The organism is Streptomyces yongxingensis, from assembly GCF_055597465.1.
On record NZ_CM145717.1, the window covers coordinates 7458826 to 7477010 of the forward strand.

Below are 18185 nucleotides of genomic sequence, written 5' to 3' on the forward strand. Positions count from 1 at the left end.
GGTCAGTCGGGGGGCGTTGCCGGTGAGCCGGGGGCCGGGGCCGCTGATCCCGAGGCCACCGAGCCCGACGCCGAAGCCGAAGCCGAGCCCGAAGCCGGGGCGTCGGCGGCGAGCTGCGGCGCGGAGAACCGCACCGGCAGCTTGGCCAGGCCCTTGGACCACGGCGAGGTGATCCACGGAAGCTGCTCCTCCGGCACCGCGATCTCCATATCGGGCAGCCGGTGGCGCAAGGTGTCCACGGCGGTACGGGTGATCAGCCGGGCCGGATCCCGCGCCGGGCAGCCGTGCGGGCCCGCCCCGAAGGCGAGGTACGAGCGGTTGCCGACCACCGGACGCCCGTCCTCGGGCAGCACCTCCGGGTCCGCGTTGGCGCCCGCGAGGCCCAGGATGAGCATGTCCCCGGCGCGGATGTCCTGGCCGCCGAAGCGCAGATCGCGGGTGGCGTAGCGGCCGGGGAAGTTCTGGGTGGGCGGCTGGCGCCACAGCACCAGGTCCAGGGCGTCGTCCACGGTGAGGTGGCCGCGGGTCAGCGAGGAGCGGAACGCGGGGTCGGTGAGCAGGATCTGGAGCGTGGAGGCGATCCAGTTCACGGTGGTGTTGTTGCCCGCGACGATGATCACCACGAGGTTGTGCAGCACCTCCTCGTCGCTGAGCCCGACCGGGTGCTCCAGCAGCCAGGACGTCAGATCCGCGCCCGGCCGCCGCTTCTTGCCGGCGATCAGCTGGAGCAGGATCTGGCCCATCCGCTTGTTGGCGCCGGTGGCGGCCACGGTCGGGGCGACGATCGTGGTCAGCGTCTCGACCAGCCGGGCCCCGTTCTCCTCGTCGAGGCCCAGTAGCTCGGTGACGACCCGGAGCGGCAGGATGCGCGCGTATTGCTCGACCAGATCCGCCGCGTGCTGGTCGGCGAACCCGGCGACCAGCCGTTCCGCGGTGGCCCGCACCCTGCGGATCAGCTCATGGCCGTTGACCCGCCCCAGCGCGTCGGCCACCGCCGAGCGCATCCGGCGGTGCGCCGCTCCGTCGGCGAACAGCAGCGCCGGGCGCCAGCCCACCAGAGGCATCAGCGGCGAGTCGGCCGCCACCCGGCCCTCGCGCAGCGGGGTCCAGCGGCGCGGGTCATGGGAGAAGTACTGCTCGTCGCGGGTGAGATGGAGCAGCTCGCGGTGGCCGATGACCAGCCACGCCTCGACCCGGGGAGCGATCTCCACCGGGACCACCGGACCGTGGTCGCGCCGCATCCGCTCGTACAGCTCGGTGAGCGGACCGTCGAGCGCGGTCCCGTACAGCGGCACCCGGGAGGCGGCCCGGGCGGTCATGACGCCTCCGTGAGCGTCTCGATCAGATGCGAGACGAGCGAGATCAGCGCCTGGACCGAGGACTTGTGCTCCCGGGCGTCACAGATGACCAGCGGGGTGTGCGGGAGCAGATCGAGCGCGGAGCGCAGATCGTCCTCGCTGTGCGGCTTGCTGTCCGGGAAGGCGTTGACGGCCACGGAGAACGGCACGTCCAGGTCCTCCAGATGCCCGATCGCGTCGAAGGACGCCTCCAGATCGCGGGTGTCGACCAGCGCGAGCGCGCCCAGCGCACCGCGCGCCAGGTCCTTCCAGGCGGGGAGGAACCGCTGCTGGCCGGGGGTGCCGAAGAGGTACAGCACCAGCTCGCCGCCCAGGGTGATCCGCCCGAAGTCCAGCGCGACGGTGGTCGTGGTCTTCGACGGCCGCACCTTGGTGTCGAGCCGCGCCCCGGCCTGGCTCATCGTCGCCTCGGTGGACAGCGGCTTGATCTCCGACACCGTGCCGATCAGCGTGGTCTTGCCGACGCCCATCGGGCCGACCACCAGGATCTTGGCCGCCCCGGCCACGCTGGACTCCACGTACATGACGGGGGTGTCGTCCATGTCATCCATGTCGTCCGTATCGCCCGTCTCGTCCGTCTCGCCTGTCTCGTTGGTGTGGTCTGTGCGGGTCGTGCGGTCCGCGTGGCCCGGGTGGGCCGTGTGGTCGGTCCTGGTTGTGCCGTCCGTACCGGCCATCGAGATCTCAGAGCTTGCTCTCAAGCCCATCGAGCACCTTCCTCAGCAAGTCCAAATCGGCACGTTTTCGCTTGACCACCCGGATCGGCGGACGCGCCACGATGTGCCCCCAGTCGATGAGGTCCGCGAGCAGCACCTGCACCACGGCCGGCGGCTGACCGAGATGGGCGGCGACCTCCGCCACCGACAGCAGCCCCTGGCAGAAGTCGGCGATCCGCCGGTACTCGGGCTGGAGATGCGGCGGCAGCGCGCTCCCGGACGCCACGACGAGCGTTTCCAGCGGCAGAGCATCCCGCGAGGAACCGGCACGCCCCCGTGTGATCACATAGGGGCGCACCGCGGCCGTGGTGCGTTCCTCGCCGGGCGAGCTCATGACGCCGGGCGGCCCATCGGCTCCCGCGGCTGGCTGCTCAGATGGGCACCGATCTTCGCGACCAGTAACTGCATCTGCTGGGCCACCAGGCCCACATCCGCCTCCGTGTCGGTGGCCACCCCCAGCGAGGCGCCCTGACCGGCCGAGGTGAACAGCACGAAGCCGCTGTCGGACTCGATCATCAGCTGCCGCACCCCCGCCTCGTCGCCGAACAGCAGCGACACCGTGGACTGGCTGGTGACCGTGAGCGCGGCACAGGCGGCGGCCAGCGACTCGGCCTCGTCCACCCCGAGCCGGGACACCTCGCCGGTCAGCCCCTCGGCGGAGTCATGGCCCATGCGCAGACCGTCCTCCGAGACGACGACGGCATGGCGCACCCCGGGGATCCCGGTCAGCGGACGCAGCATCCATCCAACGTCGGGCAACCTGGATATGGTTCCGGCCACTACCGGCCTCCCTCTCGGTCTTCTCGGTCCGGACTCGATTCATCTTCGGGCTGTACGGCCTCCGCCTCCGCTTCCGCGCGCCCGCGGCGGGTGCCGGAGACGACGCTGGTGATGGAGGCGCGGGCGGCCTCGGGTGTCCAGGGGGCCGCCGCGGCCGGCGGGGTGGGCGCGGCGCGGGCCGGGGCGCCGGAAGCGGTGGTGAGGTCGGCCGCGTCGGCAGACGGGACCGGGGAGGCCAGGGCGGCTCCGGAGGCCGGGCGGCGGCGGTTGCGGCGCCGGGGCAGCCCGGTGCCGAGGGGCGCGGGGGCATCGGGCGCGCCGGGGACGTCGTCCACGGACACGCCGTTCAGCGGGCCGCCCCCGGCGGGGTCCGCGGCGGCCGTGCCGAGCCCCGCGCCGCCCGCGTCCTGGTTCACCGTGCCGACGACCACGGGTTCCACGACCACCGGCTTGTGGTCCGCCGCCCGTACGGCGCTCGTCTGCTCGGTCAGCAGCCGGTGCGGTACGAAGACCACCACCCGCGTGCCGCCGTACGCCGACGCCGTGGACAGTTCGACGCCGAAGCCCAGCTCCCGCGACCAGCGCCCCACACAGGCGAGCCCCAGCCGGGGCACCGCGCCGAGCTGGGCCAGGTCGAGTCCGTCCCGTAGCTGGCCCACGGCCTTCTCCAGCACGTCCGGCGGCATCCCGAGCCCCGCGTCGTCGATCTCGATGACCGCGCCCGCCGCGACCTCGCGGATGGCGACCGCGACCTGGGTGCGGGAGGGGGAGAAGACCGTGGCGTTCTCCAGGAGTTCGGCCACCGCGTGCATCAGGCCCTCCACGGCGGGGGCCACCGCGTAGAGGGTCTGACCGCCGTGGACGTCCACCCGGCCGAACTCCACGATCCGCGACTGCGCGCCCCGCACACAGTCGAAGAGCGACACCGGCCGGGTCTCCCGCCGCGCGGGCCAGATCCCGCACATCACCAGCAGCGTCTGGGCCTTACGGGTCATCTGGGCGGCGGCGTGGTCCGCCTTCATGACCTCGCCCATCAGCCCGGCGTCCTCGACATGCTGCTCCAGGCCGTCGAGGACCTGCTGCTGCACCATCGACATGGCGTGCATATTGCGGGCCACGGACTCGAACGACGCCTGGACGGAGTCGCGCAGGATCCGCTCCCGGCGCGCCGCCTCGTCCAGATCGGTCTGTACGGCGGCCAGCCGGGTGACCTCCTCGCCGCGCTCGGCCGCCAGCGCCCGCTCTTGTGCCGCATTGGCTCGTTCCCGCTCGGAAACGGCTCGTTCTCGCTCGGTCGCCCTGCGCGCCTCCGCGAGCGCGCGGCGAAGTCTGACCACCCAGGTGAGGCACAGCGATAACACCAGTACCAGCACCGCGGACGCGGCCAGCACGACGGCCCCCGTCCCCGACAGCACCTTCGACACCTCCATCTGGGACACGGCCAAGAAAGGGCAGATACTACTGACCAACTGATCAGTCTGGTCCGGTAGTTGCCAAACTCTCACGACTGGGCAGCCGCGTCCGCACCGGGGTCGGGGTTCGGCTACGCGGTGTCCGGCGGACCACCCGGCTCCGCCGCCGTGGCAGGGGCGAAGCCCCTGGTCATCCGCCGCGAGGCGTCAAGACCTGTCGGACACTAGTCCGCCCGTGGCAGGCGCAACAGCAGGCGAGCCCCGCCCCGCGGGCTGGTGAGCACCGTAAGGGTGCCGCCGTGGGCGTGAGCGATGTCATTGGCGATGGCGAGGCCGAGACCGGTGCCGCCGTCCTGGCGGGCCCGGGCGTCATCCAGCCGGGTGAACCGCTCGAAAACGCGCTCGCGGTCGCTCGCGGGGATGCCTGGGCCGTCGTCGTCCACGGCCAGTTCGACCTGCCCGCCGTGGACCGCCACGGTGATCGAGACGGTGGTACGGGTGTGGCGGCGGGCGTTGTCGGTGAGGTTGGTGAGCAGCCGGGACAGTTGCAACCGGCTGCCGGTCACGACGGCGGCCCGGCCGTGGTTCCCGGATTTCGTGAGGTGGTCCCCGGCCATCGTGGGCTGGTCCAGCGTGAGCGCGCCCGGGTGGCGCCGTACCTCCTCGGCCGCCAGTGCGCCGAGATCCACCGCGGCCTTGGGCGGCGCCTCCTGCGCGTCGAGCCGGGCCAGCAGCAGCAGATCGGAGGCGACGGCCTGGAGCCGGTCGGTGTCCCGCAGCGCCTTGTGCACGGCGGCCGGCCAGTCGGTGCGCGACGGGCGGGCCAGGACCAGCTCGAGCTGGGCGCGTACGGCCGCGATGGGGCTGCGCAGCTCGTGCGAGGCGTCGGCCACGAACTGCCGCTGCCGGGTCATGGCCCGGTGCAGCCGGTCCAGCGTGGCGTTCATGGTCCGGGCCAGCCGGTGGATCTCGTCCCGCGCCCGGGGCACCGGCACCCGGCGGTGCAGATCGCGCTCGGTGATCTCGGTGAACTCCTGCCGCATCGCGGCGACCGGGCGCAGAGCGCGGCCCACCAGCAGCCAGGTGAGCCCCGCCACGAACAGCACCAGACCGGCGGCCGCGGGGGCGGCCTGACGCAGCAGCAGCCCGGTGGCGCTGTCGAGGGAGGTGGTCGAGGGGCTCACCGTCACGCTGTACGGCTGCCCGGCCTCGACGGGCTCGGCGGATTCGGCGGGGAGCGGCGAGAGCCCGGTCGACCCCTGTGAGCCGGCCTCCGTCGGGGTCATGGGGGTGACCGTCCGGCCGGAGGCGTCCTTGATCGTCACCTGGCCGGGGGCGACGACCAACGCCCGCTGCGTCATGGCCCGGGTCTTCCCCAGCTGGCCCTTGATCGCCACGGCGGCCTTCCTGGCGTCCAGGTCGGCGCTGGCACGGAGGTTGTGCTGGAGGGCGAGCACCAGGGCCAGCATGCACAGCGCGATCGCGAAGGCCACGGTCCCGGCGGCCGCCAGCACGGCCTTGGCGCGCACGCTCAACCCGGAGGTCAGGCGCGGGCGGTGGGTCCGCGTGCCCTCCGGCTCCCGCTGCCCGTGCGCCCGGTGTTCCGCCTCCGCGTCCGCGATGCGTTCCGCGCCCGCTGTGTGCCCCACCGTTTCACCCTCCGTCGCGGGCCAGCAGATAGCCCGCGCCCCGTATCGTGCGGATCGAGCGCCGTCCGTACGGCACATCGATCTTCCGGCGCAGACTGCGGATGTAGACCTCGACCAGATTGGCCCCGCCGTCGTACGCGGCGTCCCACACGCTCTGCACGATCTCGGACTTGGAGACCACCTGCCCGGCGCGCCGGGCGAGGTACTCCAGCACGGCGAACTCCTTGGCCGTGAGCGTGACCTCGTCCGTCCCGCGCGCGCAGGCCAGCGCCGCGGGCTCCAGCCGCAGATCGCCCAGCTCCAGCACCTCGGGCCGGTCCAGCCCGCCGCGCCGCACCAGGGCGCGCACCCGGGCGATCAGGACGACGAAGGAGAACGGCTTGGTCAGATAGTCGTCCGCGCCCACGTCGAGCCCATCGGCCTCGTCGTACTCGCCGTCCTTGGCGGTGAGCATCAGGATCGGCGTCCAGTCGCCCTCTTCGCGCAGCCGCGAGCACACCTGATAGCCGGAGCACCCGGGGAGCATCACATCCAGCACGATCGCCGCGTACGCGCCGGACCGGGCGAGCGCCAGGCCGCTCAGCCCGTCCGCCGCCGTCTCGATGGTGAAACCCTCCTGCTCCAGGCCCTCGGTGAGCAGCTCGCGGAGCCGGGCGTCATCTTCCACCACCAGTATGCGCACGCGGTCAGGATGGCACGGGCAAGCTGAGGCCCCGCTGAAACCGGCAACTCCGCCCGGCACCGGCTTCAGCGGGGCCTCAGGTGATTCAGCGAGGACTCAGCATCGGTGCGCCACGGTGAGTGCGCCGACGGATCAAGGGTCCTTCGGCAGCCAGTTCCACTCCCCGAACGAAGGAGAGCTGTGCCCATGTCTCGTTCCCTGCCCCGTGCCACGGCCGCGAAGCGGCGCGGTGTCGTGCTCGCCGTGGCGGCCGGCGCCCTGGCGCTGGGGGCCACGGCCCCCGCCTCGGCCTCGTCCTCCCCGTCCGCCTCGGCGTCGGCCTCCGCCTCCAAGGGGAAGACGTCCCACGGTCCGGCTCTCTGTGTGATCCGGGCCGACGACGACAGTGCTACGCCGACCAAGCCGACCAAGCCGGGCAAGATGGTTGAGCGTGCCAAGCCGGTCAAGCTGACCGAGGCGGGCAAGGTCGCCGGTAAGAAGGCCATCGCGGTGTCGAAGGACCGCTCCCGCGGGCACGACGACACCTGCGTCGTCATCCCCGCCTTCCCGACCCACCCCGGGAAGACCTGCAAGGTCGTGGTGATCAAGCGTGGCTCCGGGAAGCCGGGGTCCGGCCCCGCCCTCCCCACGAAGCCGGGCAAGCCCACCACGCCCGCCAAGCCCGGGAAGCCCATGCCCACCAAGCCCGGTAAGCCGGGCAAGCCGGGCAAGATCTGCGTGATCGTCGTGTCCAAGGACGGGCACCGGGTCGCCAAGCAGTCTTCGGACGCGAAGACCACGGCGGTCGAGGCGACCCGCGCGACCCACTCCTGATCCACCGGTCGGCCACGTGGGGGGCCGGCCGTCAAAAGGCCCGGCGCGCACGGTGCGCCGGGCCTTTCCGCGCGCCGTGAGACAGTACCGGCGCCCAGGAAACGTATGACGAGCGAAGGCGTTCACACGGCATGTCGATCATCCACAAGACAACGTTGAGTCCGACCAAGTTGGAGCTCCTCACCCCGTGGCTGCCCCAGCAGCCGTGGTACGCCGCCGCGCAGCGCCCGCCGGAGCTGTCCAAGGTCGGGGGCTTCCGGCTCGACGACCCGGAGGGCGAGGTGGGGATCGAGTTCATGGTGGTCCAGGACGACGCCGGTGACCGCCCCGCCTGGTACCACGTACCGATGACCTACCGCGCGGCCCCGCTCGACGGAGCCGAGCAGGTCCTCATCGGCACGACCGAGCACGGGGTGCTGGGGCGGCGGTGGGTCTACGACGGGCCGCATGACCCGGTGCTCGTGGCCCAGTTGATCGCGCTCCTCCAGGGCCGCGCCGAACCGCAGGCGCAGAGCCAATCCCACACCCCCGACCCCTCCGTCACCGCCGAGGTGACCGGAGCCGGGCTCGACGTGCCGGCCGGGGCCGCGGGGGCTCCGGCCGTCGCGAACGGTCCGGACGGCACCCGTCTGCTGCTGGGCGACGGCGGCCCCGCCCTCCAGGTGACGCGCGTTCTGCGTCCGGAGTCCGGTGCGGAGTCCACCGGGGCCCGGGGCCATGTCAGCGCGGGCTGGCGGCTGCCGGAGGGCGGCGAGGCCCGCGGTCGGTACGTCGTGCTGTACGACAGCGACACGGCGTCCTGACGCCCCGTGAGGTGGGAGCACCGGAAAGCGCCGGAACGGCGGCCGGTGCTCCCACCGCGGCCGTAAGGCCCTCACCGAGCCAATAGGTCCAATGAATTGGCGCCAGAAAGGCAAAGCAAGGCGATTCGAGGCCAGCTGTATTGACGTGCCCCCTCATAGATCCTACCTTTCCCGGGATCACTCCACTCCACGAGTTCCAGCAGGGTTCCGCAGGGAGGGACATGTCGGAGTACGTACGCTCTCGTATCCGGACCGTCCGCAAGGACCGTAAGGCGGCCCCGAGAGCCGCCGCCGTCGCGGCCGTCTTAGCCACCCTCGCCACCCTCGGCGCCGCCTTCGGCGGCACCGCCGACGCCGTCGCGCGCGGCCCCCGCCCCGCCGCCGATGTCTATGTCGCGCCCAACGGCGACGACCACGCCCCCGGCACCCGCACCGCCCCCGTCCGCACCCCCGAGCGCGCCCGCGACCTCGTACGGAAGCGCGTCCCGCGGCAGAACGCCGACCTTACGGTGCACCTCGCCCCGGGCACGTACCGCCTCGCCCGTCCGCTCGTCCTCGACGCCCGTGACTCCGGGGGCGACGGACACCGCGTCACCTGGCAGGGCAGCAGGGGCACGGTGTTCAGCGGTGGGCGGGCGGTCCGGGGCTGGCGGCCGGTCAAGGGCAGCGCCGGACTGTGGTCGGCGCCCGCGCCCGCCGGGCTGGACAACACCCGGCAGCTCTATGTGAACGGCGTCCGCGCCCAGCGGGCGCGTGGGCCGATCCCAGTGACGCTCACCGCTACCGGCACCGGCTACACCGCGTCCGCCGACGCCCTCGCCCGCTGGCGCAATCCGTCGGACATCGAGTTCGTCTACCCCAGCGGTGAGGCGCTGTGGAACATCCAGCAGTACGGACTCGGCCCGTGGACCGAACCGCGCTGCCCCATCGGCTCGATGACCGGCACCACCGTCACCATGGCCCAGCCGTGCTGGGACAACTCCACCAAGCGCGTGGAGTTCCCCGACATCCCCGGCCGCAGCATCAACATGGTCGGCCCCGCCAAGCTCACAGGCGGCGCACTGCCCGGCTATGTCGAGAACGCCTTCGAGGTCCTGGACCAGCCCGGGGAGTGGTACCTCGACCGGCACACCCGCACCGTCTACTACCGCCCGCGCTCCGGCGAGAACCCGCGCACCGCCGACGTGGAGGCGCCGGTCCTGGAGAAGCTGGTGGACGGGCGGGGCACCGGGCGCGCCCCGCTGCACGACATCGCCCTGCGCGGTATCGAGTTCTCGTACGCCACCTGGCTCACCCCCTCCTCGCCCGAGGGCTTCTCCGAGGTGCAGGCGGGCTATACGGTGACGGGCGCGGAGGGCTGGAAGACGCAGGGGCTGTGCCAGTACACCCCGGGCGGCACCTGCCCGTACGCGTCCTGGACCAAGATGCCCGGCAACGTGGCCATCAGCCACGGCCGTGACATCGAGTTCTCCGACGACGCGTTCACCCACCTCGGCGCGGCCGGGCTCGAACTCGGCACCGGTACGCGCAACGCGACCGTGCGCGGCAATGTCTTCACCGACATCTCCGGCAACGGCATGGAGATCGGCGGGGTCGACGCGCCGGAGCCGGGCAGCGACGCCGACCTCACCCGTGCGGTGTCGGTGACGAACAACCACCTCTACGCACTGCCCCGCGAGTACCACGGCGGCGTCGCCATCCTCAACGGCTACACCCGCGACAACACCATCGCCCACAACCAGATCGACCATGTCGCCTACTCGGCGATCTCGATGGGCTGGGGCGGCTGGCCCGACAAGATCGGCAAACCGGCCACCGCCAATGTCTCCCGCGACAACAAGGTGGCCGACAACCTCATCTTCGACTACCTGCAGGCGCTCGACGACGGCGGCGGCATCTACACCCAGGGGCTCACCGGCAGCTCACTCGCCGACGGGGAGAAGGTCACCGGCAATGTCATCCACGACCAGTGGGGCCTGGGCAGGTCGGTCTACACCGACAACGGCTGTACGTATGTGACGGTCGAGGGCAATGTCCTCTACGGCGCCCAGGCCAACGTGGCGGCGAAGCACGTCGACTACCGCGACGACCTCGGCAACAACGACCCGACCCGGATCGCGGGCAACCACTGGGAGCAGGGCGATCCCGACGGGACCGACAAGGGCGTGGTGACCAGCGGCAACCACATTCTGGCCGACCCCGCGAAGGCACCGGCCGACATCGTGGCCGCGGCCGGTCCGGAGCCCCGCTACCGGGGGCTGCTCGGCCGTACGTTCGCCACCGACTCGGTGCCCGAAGCCCCCACCCGGGTGGGCGACTTCGCGGCGGACGGCTCGGTGTACGTCACCTGGAACCCGTCGTACGTCGAGGGCGGTTCCCCGGTCACCTCGTACACCGTCACCGCGACGTCCTCCGATGGCGGCCACACCGTCTCCACCACCGTCCCGGCGGCACGCTTCAAGCGGATCGCGTACGCGGTGGTCGACGGGCTCACCAACGGCACGCCGTACACGGTGACGGTCACGGCCCGCAACGGGGTGGGGCAGAGTGAGAGGTCGCTGCCCGCCGCGCCCGTCACGCCCAGCGCGGGCGGTTCCGGCGCCCTGCCCGGCGCTCCCACCGCTGTGAAGGCCAACGCCGAGGCCACGGCGGCGACGCTCTCCTGGACCCCGCCCAAGACCACCGGCGACACCCCGGTCATCGGTTACCGGATCACCGTCTCCGACGGCCGCACCGCCGCCGTGACCGGCCGGGACGTCCTGGTCTCGCAGCCCCGGGCCAAGGGGATGCTGCGGGTGATCGGCAAGCTGCGCCCGGCCACCGCGTACACCTTCTCGATCGCGGCCCTGACCGCCACCGGCACCGGTCCGGCGACGGATGTGTCCGTCACGACGTCGAACGGGTAAGGGGGTGAAAGCTCAAATCATGCTCTGAAACGGCACTCGTCAGGGTTCATCACCGTTCAGAAAGACAAAACTGACGGTACTTGAGCAGTTCGGATGGACACGGACGGACACGGATGGACGGGGGCATTCCGATGTGTGCCATGACCAGACGCCCCGCCACGGCGGAGCCACCGGCGCTGGACCTCTATGACATCGCCTATCTGGTGGGCGGGCGGCCGTGGGTGATCCAGACCCTCCTGATAGCGCTCCAGGAGCGGGATGTGATCACCCTCCGGCGCTCCAGGATCCGCGCCACGGCGGGGGAGGGGGCCGAGCATCCGGGGGCCGAGCACTCGGGGGCCGAGCATCCGGTCGAGCGCGCGCTCATCGCGCTGTGCCCGCGCTCGAAGCCGGTGGACCGTGTGGTCCCCGCGCTGCTCGGCGGACCCGAGCTGGCGGAGATCCGGCGCCGGCTCGCCGACGGCGGACTGCTCACCCGGCTCCGGGGCCGCCCCACCCGCACGGGCAGGCGCCGCGTGGAAGCGGCCGTGCGGGACGGGGCGCTCCCCTCGTACGTCTTCTACGGCCCCGTCGTCGTCCCGGACCCGGCGCGGCGCAGGGCCGTCAGCGACGCGATACCCATCCCGACCGGCGATCCGGCCTACTGGGACCGGAACCTCCTCATCGCCTACGACCCCGACTACCTCGACGAGGCGTCCTTCTACACCGCGCACGGGTGGGGCGACGACCGTGGCGGGAGCCATGGCGGCGACCACGGAGGCCATGGCGGTCACGGGAGCGACTACGGCGGGAGCCACGGCGGCGACTACGGAGGCGGCCACCACTCCTGCGGTGGCGGCGGGGGCGGTGGCGGCGGCAGCGACTAGGGGGAGGGCCCGCCGCGGGCTGTTTCCCCTCCCCGCTCCTTCCCAGCAGCGTCGATATGTGGCGCCGCCGCGTGGGGCTCTGCCCCTGGCCCCGGGCGGGGCGTCGGCCCCAGACCGCGGGCGGGGGCTCCAGCCCCTGGCCCGGGGCGGGGGCTTCGCCCTTGACCTCGGGCGGGGGCCCCAGACCCCGGGCCGGGGCTCTGTCCCTGATCCCGGGACCGGGGCTTCGCCCCTTCCCGCGGCGTCGATATGCGGCTCCGCCGCGTGGCGGGGATCAGCCCCGGGCTCCGGGGTCCAGGGGCGGAGCCCCTGGTATCGGGAAGGGGCGGGGAGGGGAAAGCACCGAGATGCGGCTCCGCCGCGTGGTCCGCAGGACACCCCATAGCCGCCGTCCCGGCCTTCGGCAGCGACTGGGCCCGTCGTCACGTCGTCAGGCCGCGGCCGTGTCCTCGTAAGGGCTGGGACAGCCATGCGTGGCGGTCACGGCCGTCAGCAGAACCACCGAGTCCTCCAGCGCCCGCAACCCGTGCCGTTCGTGCGGCAACTCCTGCACCTGGCCCGCGATGAGATCCATCCGGTCACCGCCGCCGGTCAGCCGTACATGCCCGTGCAGCACCTGGAGGCTGGCCGCCGGGGGAGCGTTGTGCTCATCGAGCTCACAGCCGGAGACCATGGCGATCACGCTCTGCCGCAGCGGACCGTCATGCAGGAACAGATGTGCGCTGCGCCCGTGCGGATCGGCCTTGGCCTGGTCCAGATGGTGGCGCGCGAGCGTGGTGAGGTCATCCATGAGTGCCCCTCGATCGGTCCGGTCTGATCGTCGGCGGGTTCCCTCAATCCTCACCGGCTAGCGTGGTGGGCGCCAGTTCGCAGCCGCGCCGTGCAACCGCCCTGTGCAACCGCCCCATGGAGAGAGGTACCGCAGCAGTGGCCGACTACCTGACCGTACTGACCACCACCGACACCCCCGAGAAGGCCGAGGCGCTGGCCCGCGGGGCGATCGAGGCCCGGCTGGCGGCCTGTGCGCAGATCAGCCAGCCCGTGACATCCGTGTACCGGTGGGAGGGGGAGGTCGAGACGGCGGCCGAGTGGCAGGTGCTGTTCAAGACCACCGCCGCGCGCTACGACGAACTGGAGGCGCACATCCGCGAGGCGCACGACTACGAGACGCCCGAGGTCATCGCGACGCCGATCGTGAACGGCAGCGAGGACTACCTGGCGTGGGTGGTGTCGGAGACGACGATCGGCTGACGGCGGTCGGCCGACGGCGATCGAGGGCCGGGGCGAGGGCTCAGGGAGATCCGGGGCAACGGCTCAACGCGAGCCCGAGCCCCGCTCCGCCAGCGCCTCCTCGATCCCCCGCTCCCGTGGCCCCAGGAAGTGCGGATCGGGCTCGAACGCCGCGTCCAGGGCGGCCTTGCCCGCCGCCACGACCTCCCGCGTGCCACCGAAGTACCAGGTCACATCATGCGGCTCGTCGACCGCGACCCCGTACGCGTCGATCCCCGCCGCCCCGCACAGCGCCAGCGCCCGGCGGACATGGAACCCCTGGCTCACCAGCACCGCCTTGTGCACCCCGAAGACCCGCCGGGCCCGGCTGCACGAGTCCCAGGTGTCGAACCCCGCGAAGTCGCTCACGATCCGCCGGTCCGGGACGCCGCGCTCGACGAGATACGCGCGCATCGCGTCCGGCTCGTCGTAGTCATGGCGGCTGTTGTCCCCCGTGACCAGCAGCGCACGGACCCTGCCCTCGTTGTAGAGCCGTACGGCGGTGTCCAGCCGGTGCGCCAGGTACGGCGACGGCTCCCCGTTCCACAGCCCCGCCCCGAAGACCACCCCGACCGGCGCCGAGGGCACATCGGCGACCGTACGGATCCGGCCGTCCGTGCTCAGCCGCAGCCAGGTCGCGGGGAGCAGGGTCAGTACGCAGACGAGGACGCCCCCCTGCACCAGCCGCCGCCACCCCCGCCGCGTCCTCGGCAACCGCCCCCGCACCCACCCCAGCATGCGCTCCCCCTGTCCGCCTCACCGAATCCGGTCGCGCTGTGGGACGCCAGGGAGGGGGGTGGCGGTTGCCTCGGAATTACTCGGTGGTTTCCTCTTCTTCGGGCTTCTCGGCCTCCAGAAAGAAGTTCGTGTCGAGTTCGAAGTCGAACGGCGCGGGGATGGGCAGCGGCTCGCCGAACGGGACAGTCATGCGTGCGTGGTATCCGCGGTCCGACGGGGCCCAGAAGGCCGTGATCTCGTCGGCCTGCATGTCGACCACGAGGTAGACCGGCACATGGCGACCGTAGACGTCGAGCTTCTCCTGCCAGTCGACGTCCCGGGTGGAGACGGACGTGAACTCGGCGACGAGGGACAGCGCCTCGCTGTCGGCATGCCGTCCCCCGACACCCCGGAAAGCCTCGCCATCCGCGATGAACAGGTCCGGACCGAATGCCCGCTCGGCGGAGGGGAAGGTGAAGAGGAACGGCGAGGTCTCGGCGATGTGCCCCTTGGGCGCATGGGGCTCCAGCCGCAGCCGGAGTTCCCGCATGGGCCACAGGTATGGCAGCCCCGACCACGGCGACACGACGATCTTCCCCCTGATGAGCTCGGCCTTGTAGCCGTCCGGTGTATCCAGTTCTTCGGTGGTGCGGAGCAGTTCCTCGAACTCCGTTCGGGGCGCCTTCCGCCGCTCCCTTCGGGGCTCCTCGGCTGCCGGTGCGTTCTCCGTGGTCATCGGCCGCTCCAATATCGCGGTCACCGTGTCCTCCATCTGCTACGGAGCGTACTGTCTCGCTCACCGTAGCGATGGCCCCCCGGCGGTATCCGTCTTCCGTTCGCATTACCCCCACAAGGGTGATGCATCCGCTCCCGCATAGCCTTGACCAGTCCTTCCGCACCACCGAAAACCAGCAGGTGATCCCCGTCATGCCCCCGATTCCCACCGCAGAGCTCCATCTCCATATCGAGGGCACCCTGGAGCCCGATCTGGCCTTCGCGCTCGCCGAGCGCAATGGGGTCGAGCTGCCGTTCGCCACCCAGGAGGAGCTGCGGGCCGCGTACTCCTTCGGCGACCTCCAGGACTTCCTGGACCTCTACTACGCGCTGATGACCGTGCTGCGCACCGAGGACGACTTCGCCGACCTCACCAACGCGTATCTGGCCCGCGCCCGTGAGCAGGGTGTACGGCATGCGGAGATCTTCTTCGACCCGCAGGCGCACACCGCGCGCGGCGTGGAGATCGACACGGTCATCCGCGGGATCGGCCGCGCGCTGGACGCCGCGCCGCGCGCGTACGGCATCACCACGCGCCTGATCATGTGCTTCCTGCGCGACGAGAGCGCCGAGTCGGCCCTGGCGACGTTCGAGGCGGCCCGCCCCCACCTGGACCGGATCGCCGCCGTCGGCCTGGACTCGGCGGAGGTCGGGAACCCGCCGTCGAAGTTCCGCGAGGTGTACGCGCTGGCGCGGCAGGCCGGGCTGAAGTGCGTGGCGCACGCGGGGGAGGAGGGGCCGCCCGCGTATGTGTGGGAGGCGCTGGACGTCCTCGGCGTGGACCGCGTCGACCACGGGGTGCGGAGCCTGGAGGACGAGGCGCTGGTGGCCCGGCTGGTCGCGGACCGCACCCCGCTGACCGTCTGCCCCCTGTCGAACGTCCGGCTGCGCGTCGTGGACCGCCTCGAGGACCACCCGCTGCCCGCGATGCTGGACGCCGGTCTGCTGGTGACGGTCAACTCCGACGACCCCGCCTACTTCGGCGGCTACGCGGGTGACAACTACACCGCCGTACGGGACGCGCTCGGCCTCGACGAGGCCACCCTGCGCACCCTGGCCCGCAACTCCTTCCAGGCCGCCTTCCTGGACGAGGAGACGCGGGCGGCGTACCTGAAGGAGGTCGAGGGCTGGAGCCGGCGCTGACCGGAAGCGGTCAGCCCTCGGCCAGCTCCAGCCGCACCGCGCACACCTTGAACTCCGGCATCCGCGACACCGGATCCAGCGCCGGGTTCGTCACCGTGTTGGCCCGCCCCGGCCCCGCCCAGTGGAAGGGCATGAACACCGTGTCCGGCCGGATGTCCCGGCTGATACGGGCCGGGGCCACGGCGCGGCCGCGCCGGGAGACCACCGCGATCGACGCGCCCTCGTCGGCCCCCAGCCGCTCGGCGAGCAGCGGATGGAGCTGGACGTAGGGGCCGGGCGCCGCCTCGTTGAGCTCGCCGACGCGCCGGGTCTGGGCGCCGGACTGGTACTGGGCCAGCACCCGGCCCGTCGTCAGCAGTACCGGGTACTCCGCGTCCGGCTCCTCGGCCGCCGGGCGATGGCTGACCGGGGCGAAGCGGGCCCGGCCGTCGTCCGTGGCGAAGCGGTCGAGGAAGAGGCGGGGCGTGCCGGGGTGTGGGCGGGGCCTCGGGCTCCCGGAGTCGGTCCGCTCCGCACCGTCCGGGTCGGTACCGTCCGAGTCGGTCCGCTCCGCACCGTCCGAGCCGGCCCCCTCCGCGCTGTCCGAGTCGGCCGCCTCCGTCCCCTCCACGCTCTCCGGGCAGGGCCAGAACACCCCGTCCTCCTCCGCGATCCTCCGGTACGTGATGCCCGAGTAGTCCGCCGCGCCCCCGGCCGAGGCCCGTCGCAGCTCCTCGAAGACCTCCTCCGCGTCCGCCGGGAACCCCTTCTCCCAGCCCAGCCGGGCCGCGAGCCCGCTCAGCACCCACAGGTCCGTCCGGACGCCCGGCGGCGGGGTGAGGGCCGCGCGGCGGAGGAGGACCCGGCCCTCCAGGTTGGTCATGGTCCCGGTCTCCTCGGCCCACTGGGCGACCGGCAGCACCACATCGGCGAGCGCGGCGGTCTCCGAGAGCACGACGTCCGCGACCGCCAGGAAGTCCAGCGACCGCAGCCGGGACTCCACATGGGCCGCGCGCGGGGCGGAGACCAGCGGGTTGGAGCCCATCAGCAGCAGCGCCCGGACGTCCCGTCCGAGCGCGTCCAGGAGTTCGTACGCGCTGCGCCCCGGCCCGGGGAGGTCGTCGGGCTCGACGCCCCATACGGCCGCCACATGGGCGCGCGCGGCCGGGTCGTCCAGCTTGCGGTAGCCGGGTAGCTGATCGGCCTTCTGGCCGTGCTCGCGGCCGCCCTGGCCGTTGCCCTGGCCGGTCAGACAGCCGTAGCCGGACAGCGGGCGGCCCGCGCGGCCGGTGGCCAGGCACAGGTTGATCCACGCGCCCACGGTGTCGGTGCCCTTGGACTGCTGCTCGGGCCCCCGGGCCGTCAGTACCATCGAGCTCTCGGCGTCGCAGAACATCGTGACGGCCTTACGGAGGTCAGGAACCGGGACGCCCGTGATCCGCTCCACCAGCTCCGGCCAGTGGGCCATCGCGGCGGCCCGCGCCTCGGGCCAGCCGCTGGTGCGCTGTTCGACGAACTCCTCGTCCACCCGGCCCTCCGCGACCACCAGGTGCAGCAGCCCCAGCGCGAGCGCGAGATCGGTGCCGGGGCGCGGTGCCAGATGCAGATCCGCCTGCTCGGCCGTACGGGTCCGCCGGGGATCGACCACGATCAGCCGGCCGCCCGCCTCCTTCAGCTCGGTCAGATAGCGCAGCGCGGGCGGCATGGTCTCGGCCAGGTTCGAGCCGACGAGGACGACGCATCCGGTGCGGGCCACGTCCGCCAGCGGGAACGGCAGCCCGCGATCCAGCCCGAAGGCCCGCTGATGGGCGGCGGCGGCCGAGGACATGCAGAACCGGCCGTTGTAGTCGATCTGTGAGGTGCCGAGCACCACCCGGGCGAACTTGCCCAGCGTGTACGCCTTCTCGTTCGTCAGCCCGCCGCCGCCGAAGACGCCCACCGCGTCACGGCCGTACGCCCGGCCGGTGGACTCCAGGCCCTCGGCGATCCGGTCGAGGGCCTCCTCCCAGGTGGCCGGTTCGAGCCGGCCGGTGTCAGGGCGGCGGACCAGCGGCTCGGTCAGACGCACCCGGGAGGAGAGCACGGCGGGCGCGGTGCGGCCCTTACCGCACAGCGCGCCACGGTTGACGGGGAACGCGGTGCGCTCGACCACCTCGACACCGACCGGACGACCGCCCGGCCCGTCACCCGGTCCGCCGTCCGGCGGCACCGGGCGCAGCGTCATACCGCACTGCAGCGAACAGTAAGGGCAGTGCGTATCGACGGGGTCGGTGGAGGCGGGGGAGTGCTCCCCGGGAACCGGAACGTGCGCCATGCGA

At 72.4% G+C, this 18185-nt stretch carries 17 protein-coding genes; 6 read left to right on the forward strand and 11 right to left on the reverse strand.

Annotation, left to right across the window (positions count from 1 at the left end):
• Positions 1 to 2 precede the first annotated feature (2 nt).
• The 7 genes from ACZ6TD_RS31740 to ACZ6TD_RS31770 form a co-directional block, all read right to left on the reverse strand.
• Positions 3 to 1319 (reverse strand): cytochrome P450, encoded by a 1317-nt coding sequence (locus ACZ6TD_RS31740; RefSeq protein WP_471343618.1) that lies wholly within the window; start codon positions 1317 to 1319, stop codon positions 3 to 5.
• Positions 1316 to 2059 carry a GTP-binding protein gene (locus tag ACZ6TD_RS31745; RefSeq protein ID WP_236057778.1) on the reverse strand — a complete coding sequence of 248 codons (744 nt, stop codon included), beginning with the start codon at positions 2057 to 2059 and terminating at the stop codon, positions 1316 to 1318. Before ACZ6TD_RS31745 ends, ACZ6TD_RS31740 begins: the two co-directional genes overlap by 4 nt.
• A complete protein-coding gene (locus ACZ6TD_RS31750) occupies positions 2043 to 2408 on the reverse strand; it encodes a DUF742 domain-containing protein (RefSeq protein WP_470006046.1) in 366 nt (121 codons plus the stop codon). The genes ACZ6TD_RS31745 and ACZ6TD_RS31750 overlap by 17 nt, the downstream gene beginning before the upstream one ends.
• Positions 2405 to 2854 carry a roadblock/LC7 domain-containing protein gene (locus ACZ6TD_RS31755; RefSeq protein ID WP_471343621.1) on the reverse strand — a complete coding sequence of 150 codons (450 nt, stop codon included), beginning with the start codon at positions 2852 to 2854 and terminating at the stop codon, positions 2405 to 2407. The genes ACZ6TD_RS31750 and ACZ6TD_RS31755 overlap by 4 nt, the downstream gene beginning before the upstream one ends.
• The gene (locus ACZ6TD_RS31760; RefSeq protein ID WP_471358210.1) at positions 2854 to 4284 is read right to left on the reverse strand and encodes an ATP-binding protein; all 1431 of its coding nucleotides are present in this window, start codon (positions 4282 to 4284) and stop codon (positions 2854 to 2856) included. Before ACZ6TD_RS31760 ends, ACZ6TD_RS31755 begins: the two co-directional genes overlap by 1 nt.
• A gap of 206 nt (positions 4285 to 4490) precedes the next feature.
• Complete coding sequence (locus ACZ6TD_RS31765; RefSeq protein WP_471343622.1) at positions 4491 to 5915, reverse strand: sensor histidine kinase; 1425 nt, start codon at positions 5913 to 5915, stop codon at positions 4491 to 4493.
• Positions 5916 to 5919: 4 nt separating this feature from the next.
• Positions 5920 to 6597: a response regulator transcription factor gene (locus ACZ6TD_RS31770; protein ID WP_471343624.1), complete on the reverse strand. Its 678-nt coding sequence runs from the start codon at positions 6595 to 6597 to the stop codon at positions 5920 to 5922.
• Between the two features lie 186 nt (positions 6598 to 6783).
• Between ACZ6TD_RS31770 and ACZ6TD_RS31775 the strand changes: the two genes are divergently transcribed.
• The 4 genes from ACZ6TD_RS31775 to ACZ6TD_RS31790 all read left to right on the forward strand — a co-directional run bounded on the left by ACZ6TD_RS31775 (position 6784) and on the right by ACZ6TD_RS31790 (position 11985).
• Positions 6784 to 7410 carry a hypothetical protein gene (locus ACZ6TD_RS31775; RefSeq protein WP_471343627.1) on the forward strand — a complete coding sequence of 209 codons (627 nt, stop codon included), beginning with the start codon at positions 6784 to 6786 and terminating at the stop codon, positions 7408 to 7410.
• 131 nt (positions 7411 to 7541) lie between these two features.
• The gene (locus ACZ6TD_RS31780) at positions 7542 to 8213 is read left to right on the forward strand and encodes a maltokinase N-terminal cap-like domain-containing protein (protein WP_471343628.1); all 672 of its coding nucleotides are present in this window, start codon (positions 7542 to 7544) and stop codon (positions 8211 to 8213) included.
• 221 nt (positions 8214 to 8434) lie between these two features.
• Positions 8435 to 11119 (forward strand): fibronectin type III domain-containing protein, encoded by a 2685-nt coding sequence (locus ACZ6TD_RS31785; RefSeq protein WP_471343629.1) that lies wholly within the window; start codon positions 8435 to 8437, stop codon positions 11117 to 11119.
• 140 nt (positions 11120 to 11259) lie between these two features.
• On the forward strand, positions 11260 to 11985 hold the full coding sequence (locus tag ACZ6TD_RS31790) for a TIGR04222 domain-containing membrane protein (protein ID WP_471343630.1): 726 nt from the start codon (positions 11260 to 11262) through the stop codon (positions 11983 to 11985).
• A gap of 430 nt (positions 11986 to 12415) precedes the next feature.
• On the opposite strand, the gene ACZ6TD_RS31795 is transcribed toward ACZ6TD_RS31790, so the two are convergent.
• Positions 12416 to 12775 (reverse strand): cupin domain-containing protein, encoded by a 360-nt coding sequence (locus tag ACZ6TD_RS31795; protein ID WP_471343631.1) that lies wholly within the window; start codon positions 12773 to 12775, stop codon positions 12416 to 12418.
• Between the two features lie 116 nt (positions 12776 to 12891).
• Here ACZ6TD_RS31795 and cutA point away from each other — a divergent pair, with 116 nt between their 5' ends.
• Positions 12892 to 13236: a divalent-cation tolerance protein CutA gene (cutA, locus tag ACZ6TD_RS31800; protein WP_471343633.1), complete on the forward strand. Its 345-nt coding sequence runs from the start codon at positions 12892 to 12894 to the stop codon at positions 13234 to 13236.
• A 63-nt stretch (positions 13237 to 13299) separates the two neighbouring features.
• On the opposite strand, the gene ACZ6TD_RS31805 is transcribed toward cutA, so the two are convergent.
• Together ACZ6TD_RS31805 and ACZ6TD_RS31810 are read right to left on the reverse strand one after the other, a co-directional pair.
• Positions 13300 to 13992 (reverse strand): SanA/YdcF family protein, encoded by a 693-nt coding sequence (locus tag ACZ6TD_RS31805; RefSeq protein WP_471343635.1) that lies wholly within the window; start codon positions 13990 to 13992, stop codon positions 13300 to 13302.
• Positions 13993 to 14068: 76 nt separating this feature from the next.
• Positions 14069 to 14731 carry a Uma2 family endonuclease gene (locus ACZ6TD_RS31810; protein WP_471343636.1) on the reverse strand — a complete coding sequence of 221 codons (663 nt, stop codon included), beginning with the start codon at positions 14729 to 14731 and terminating at the stop codon, positions 14069 to 14071.
• Positions 14732 to 14898: 167 nt separating this feature from the next.
• Between ACZ6TD_RS31810 and ACZ6TD_RS31815 the strand changes: the two genes are divergently transcribed.
• Positions 14899 to 15888, forward strand: a complete 990-nt coding sequence (locus ACZ6TD_RS31815; RefSeq protein WP_471343637.1) for an adenosine deaminase — start codon at positions 14899 to 14901, stop codon at positions 15886 to 15888.
• Between the two features lie 10 nt (positions 15889 to 15898).
• On the opposite strand, the gene ACZ6TD_RS31820 is transcribed toward ACZ6TD_RS31815, so the two are convergent.
• Entirely contained in the window at positions 15899 to 18181 is a 2283-nt protein-coding gene (locus ACZ6TD_RS31820; RefSeq protein ID WP_471343638.1) for a molybdopterin oxidoreductase family protein, read from the reverse strand.
• Positions 18182 to 18185 lie beyond the last annotated feature (4 nt).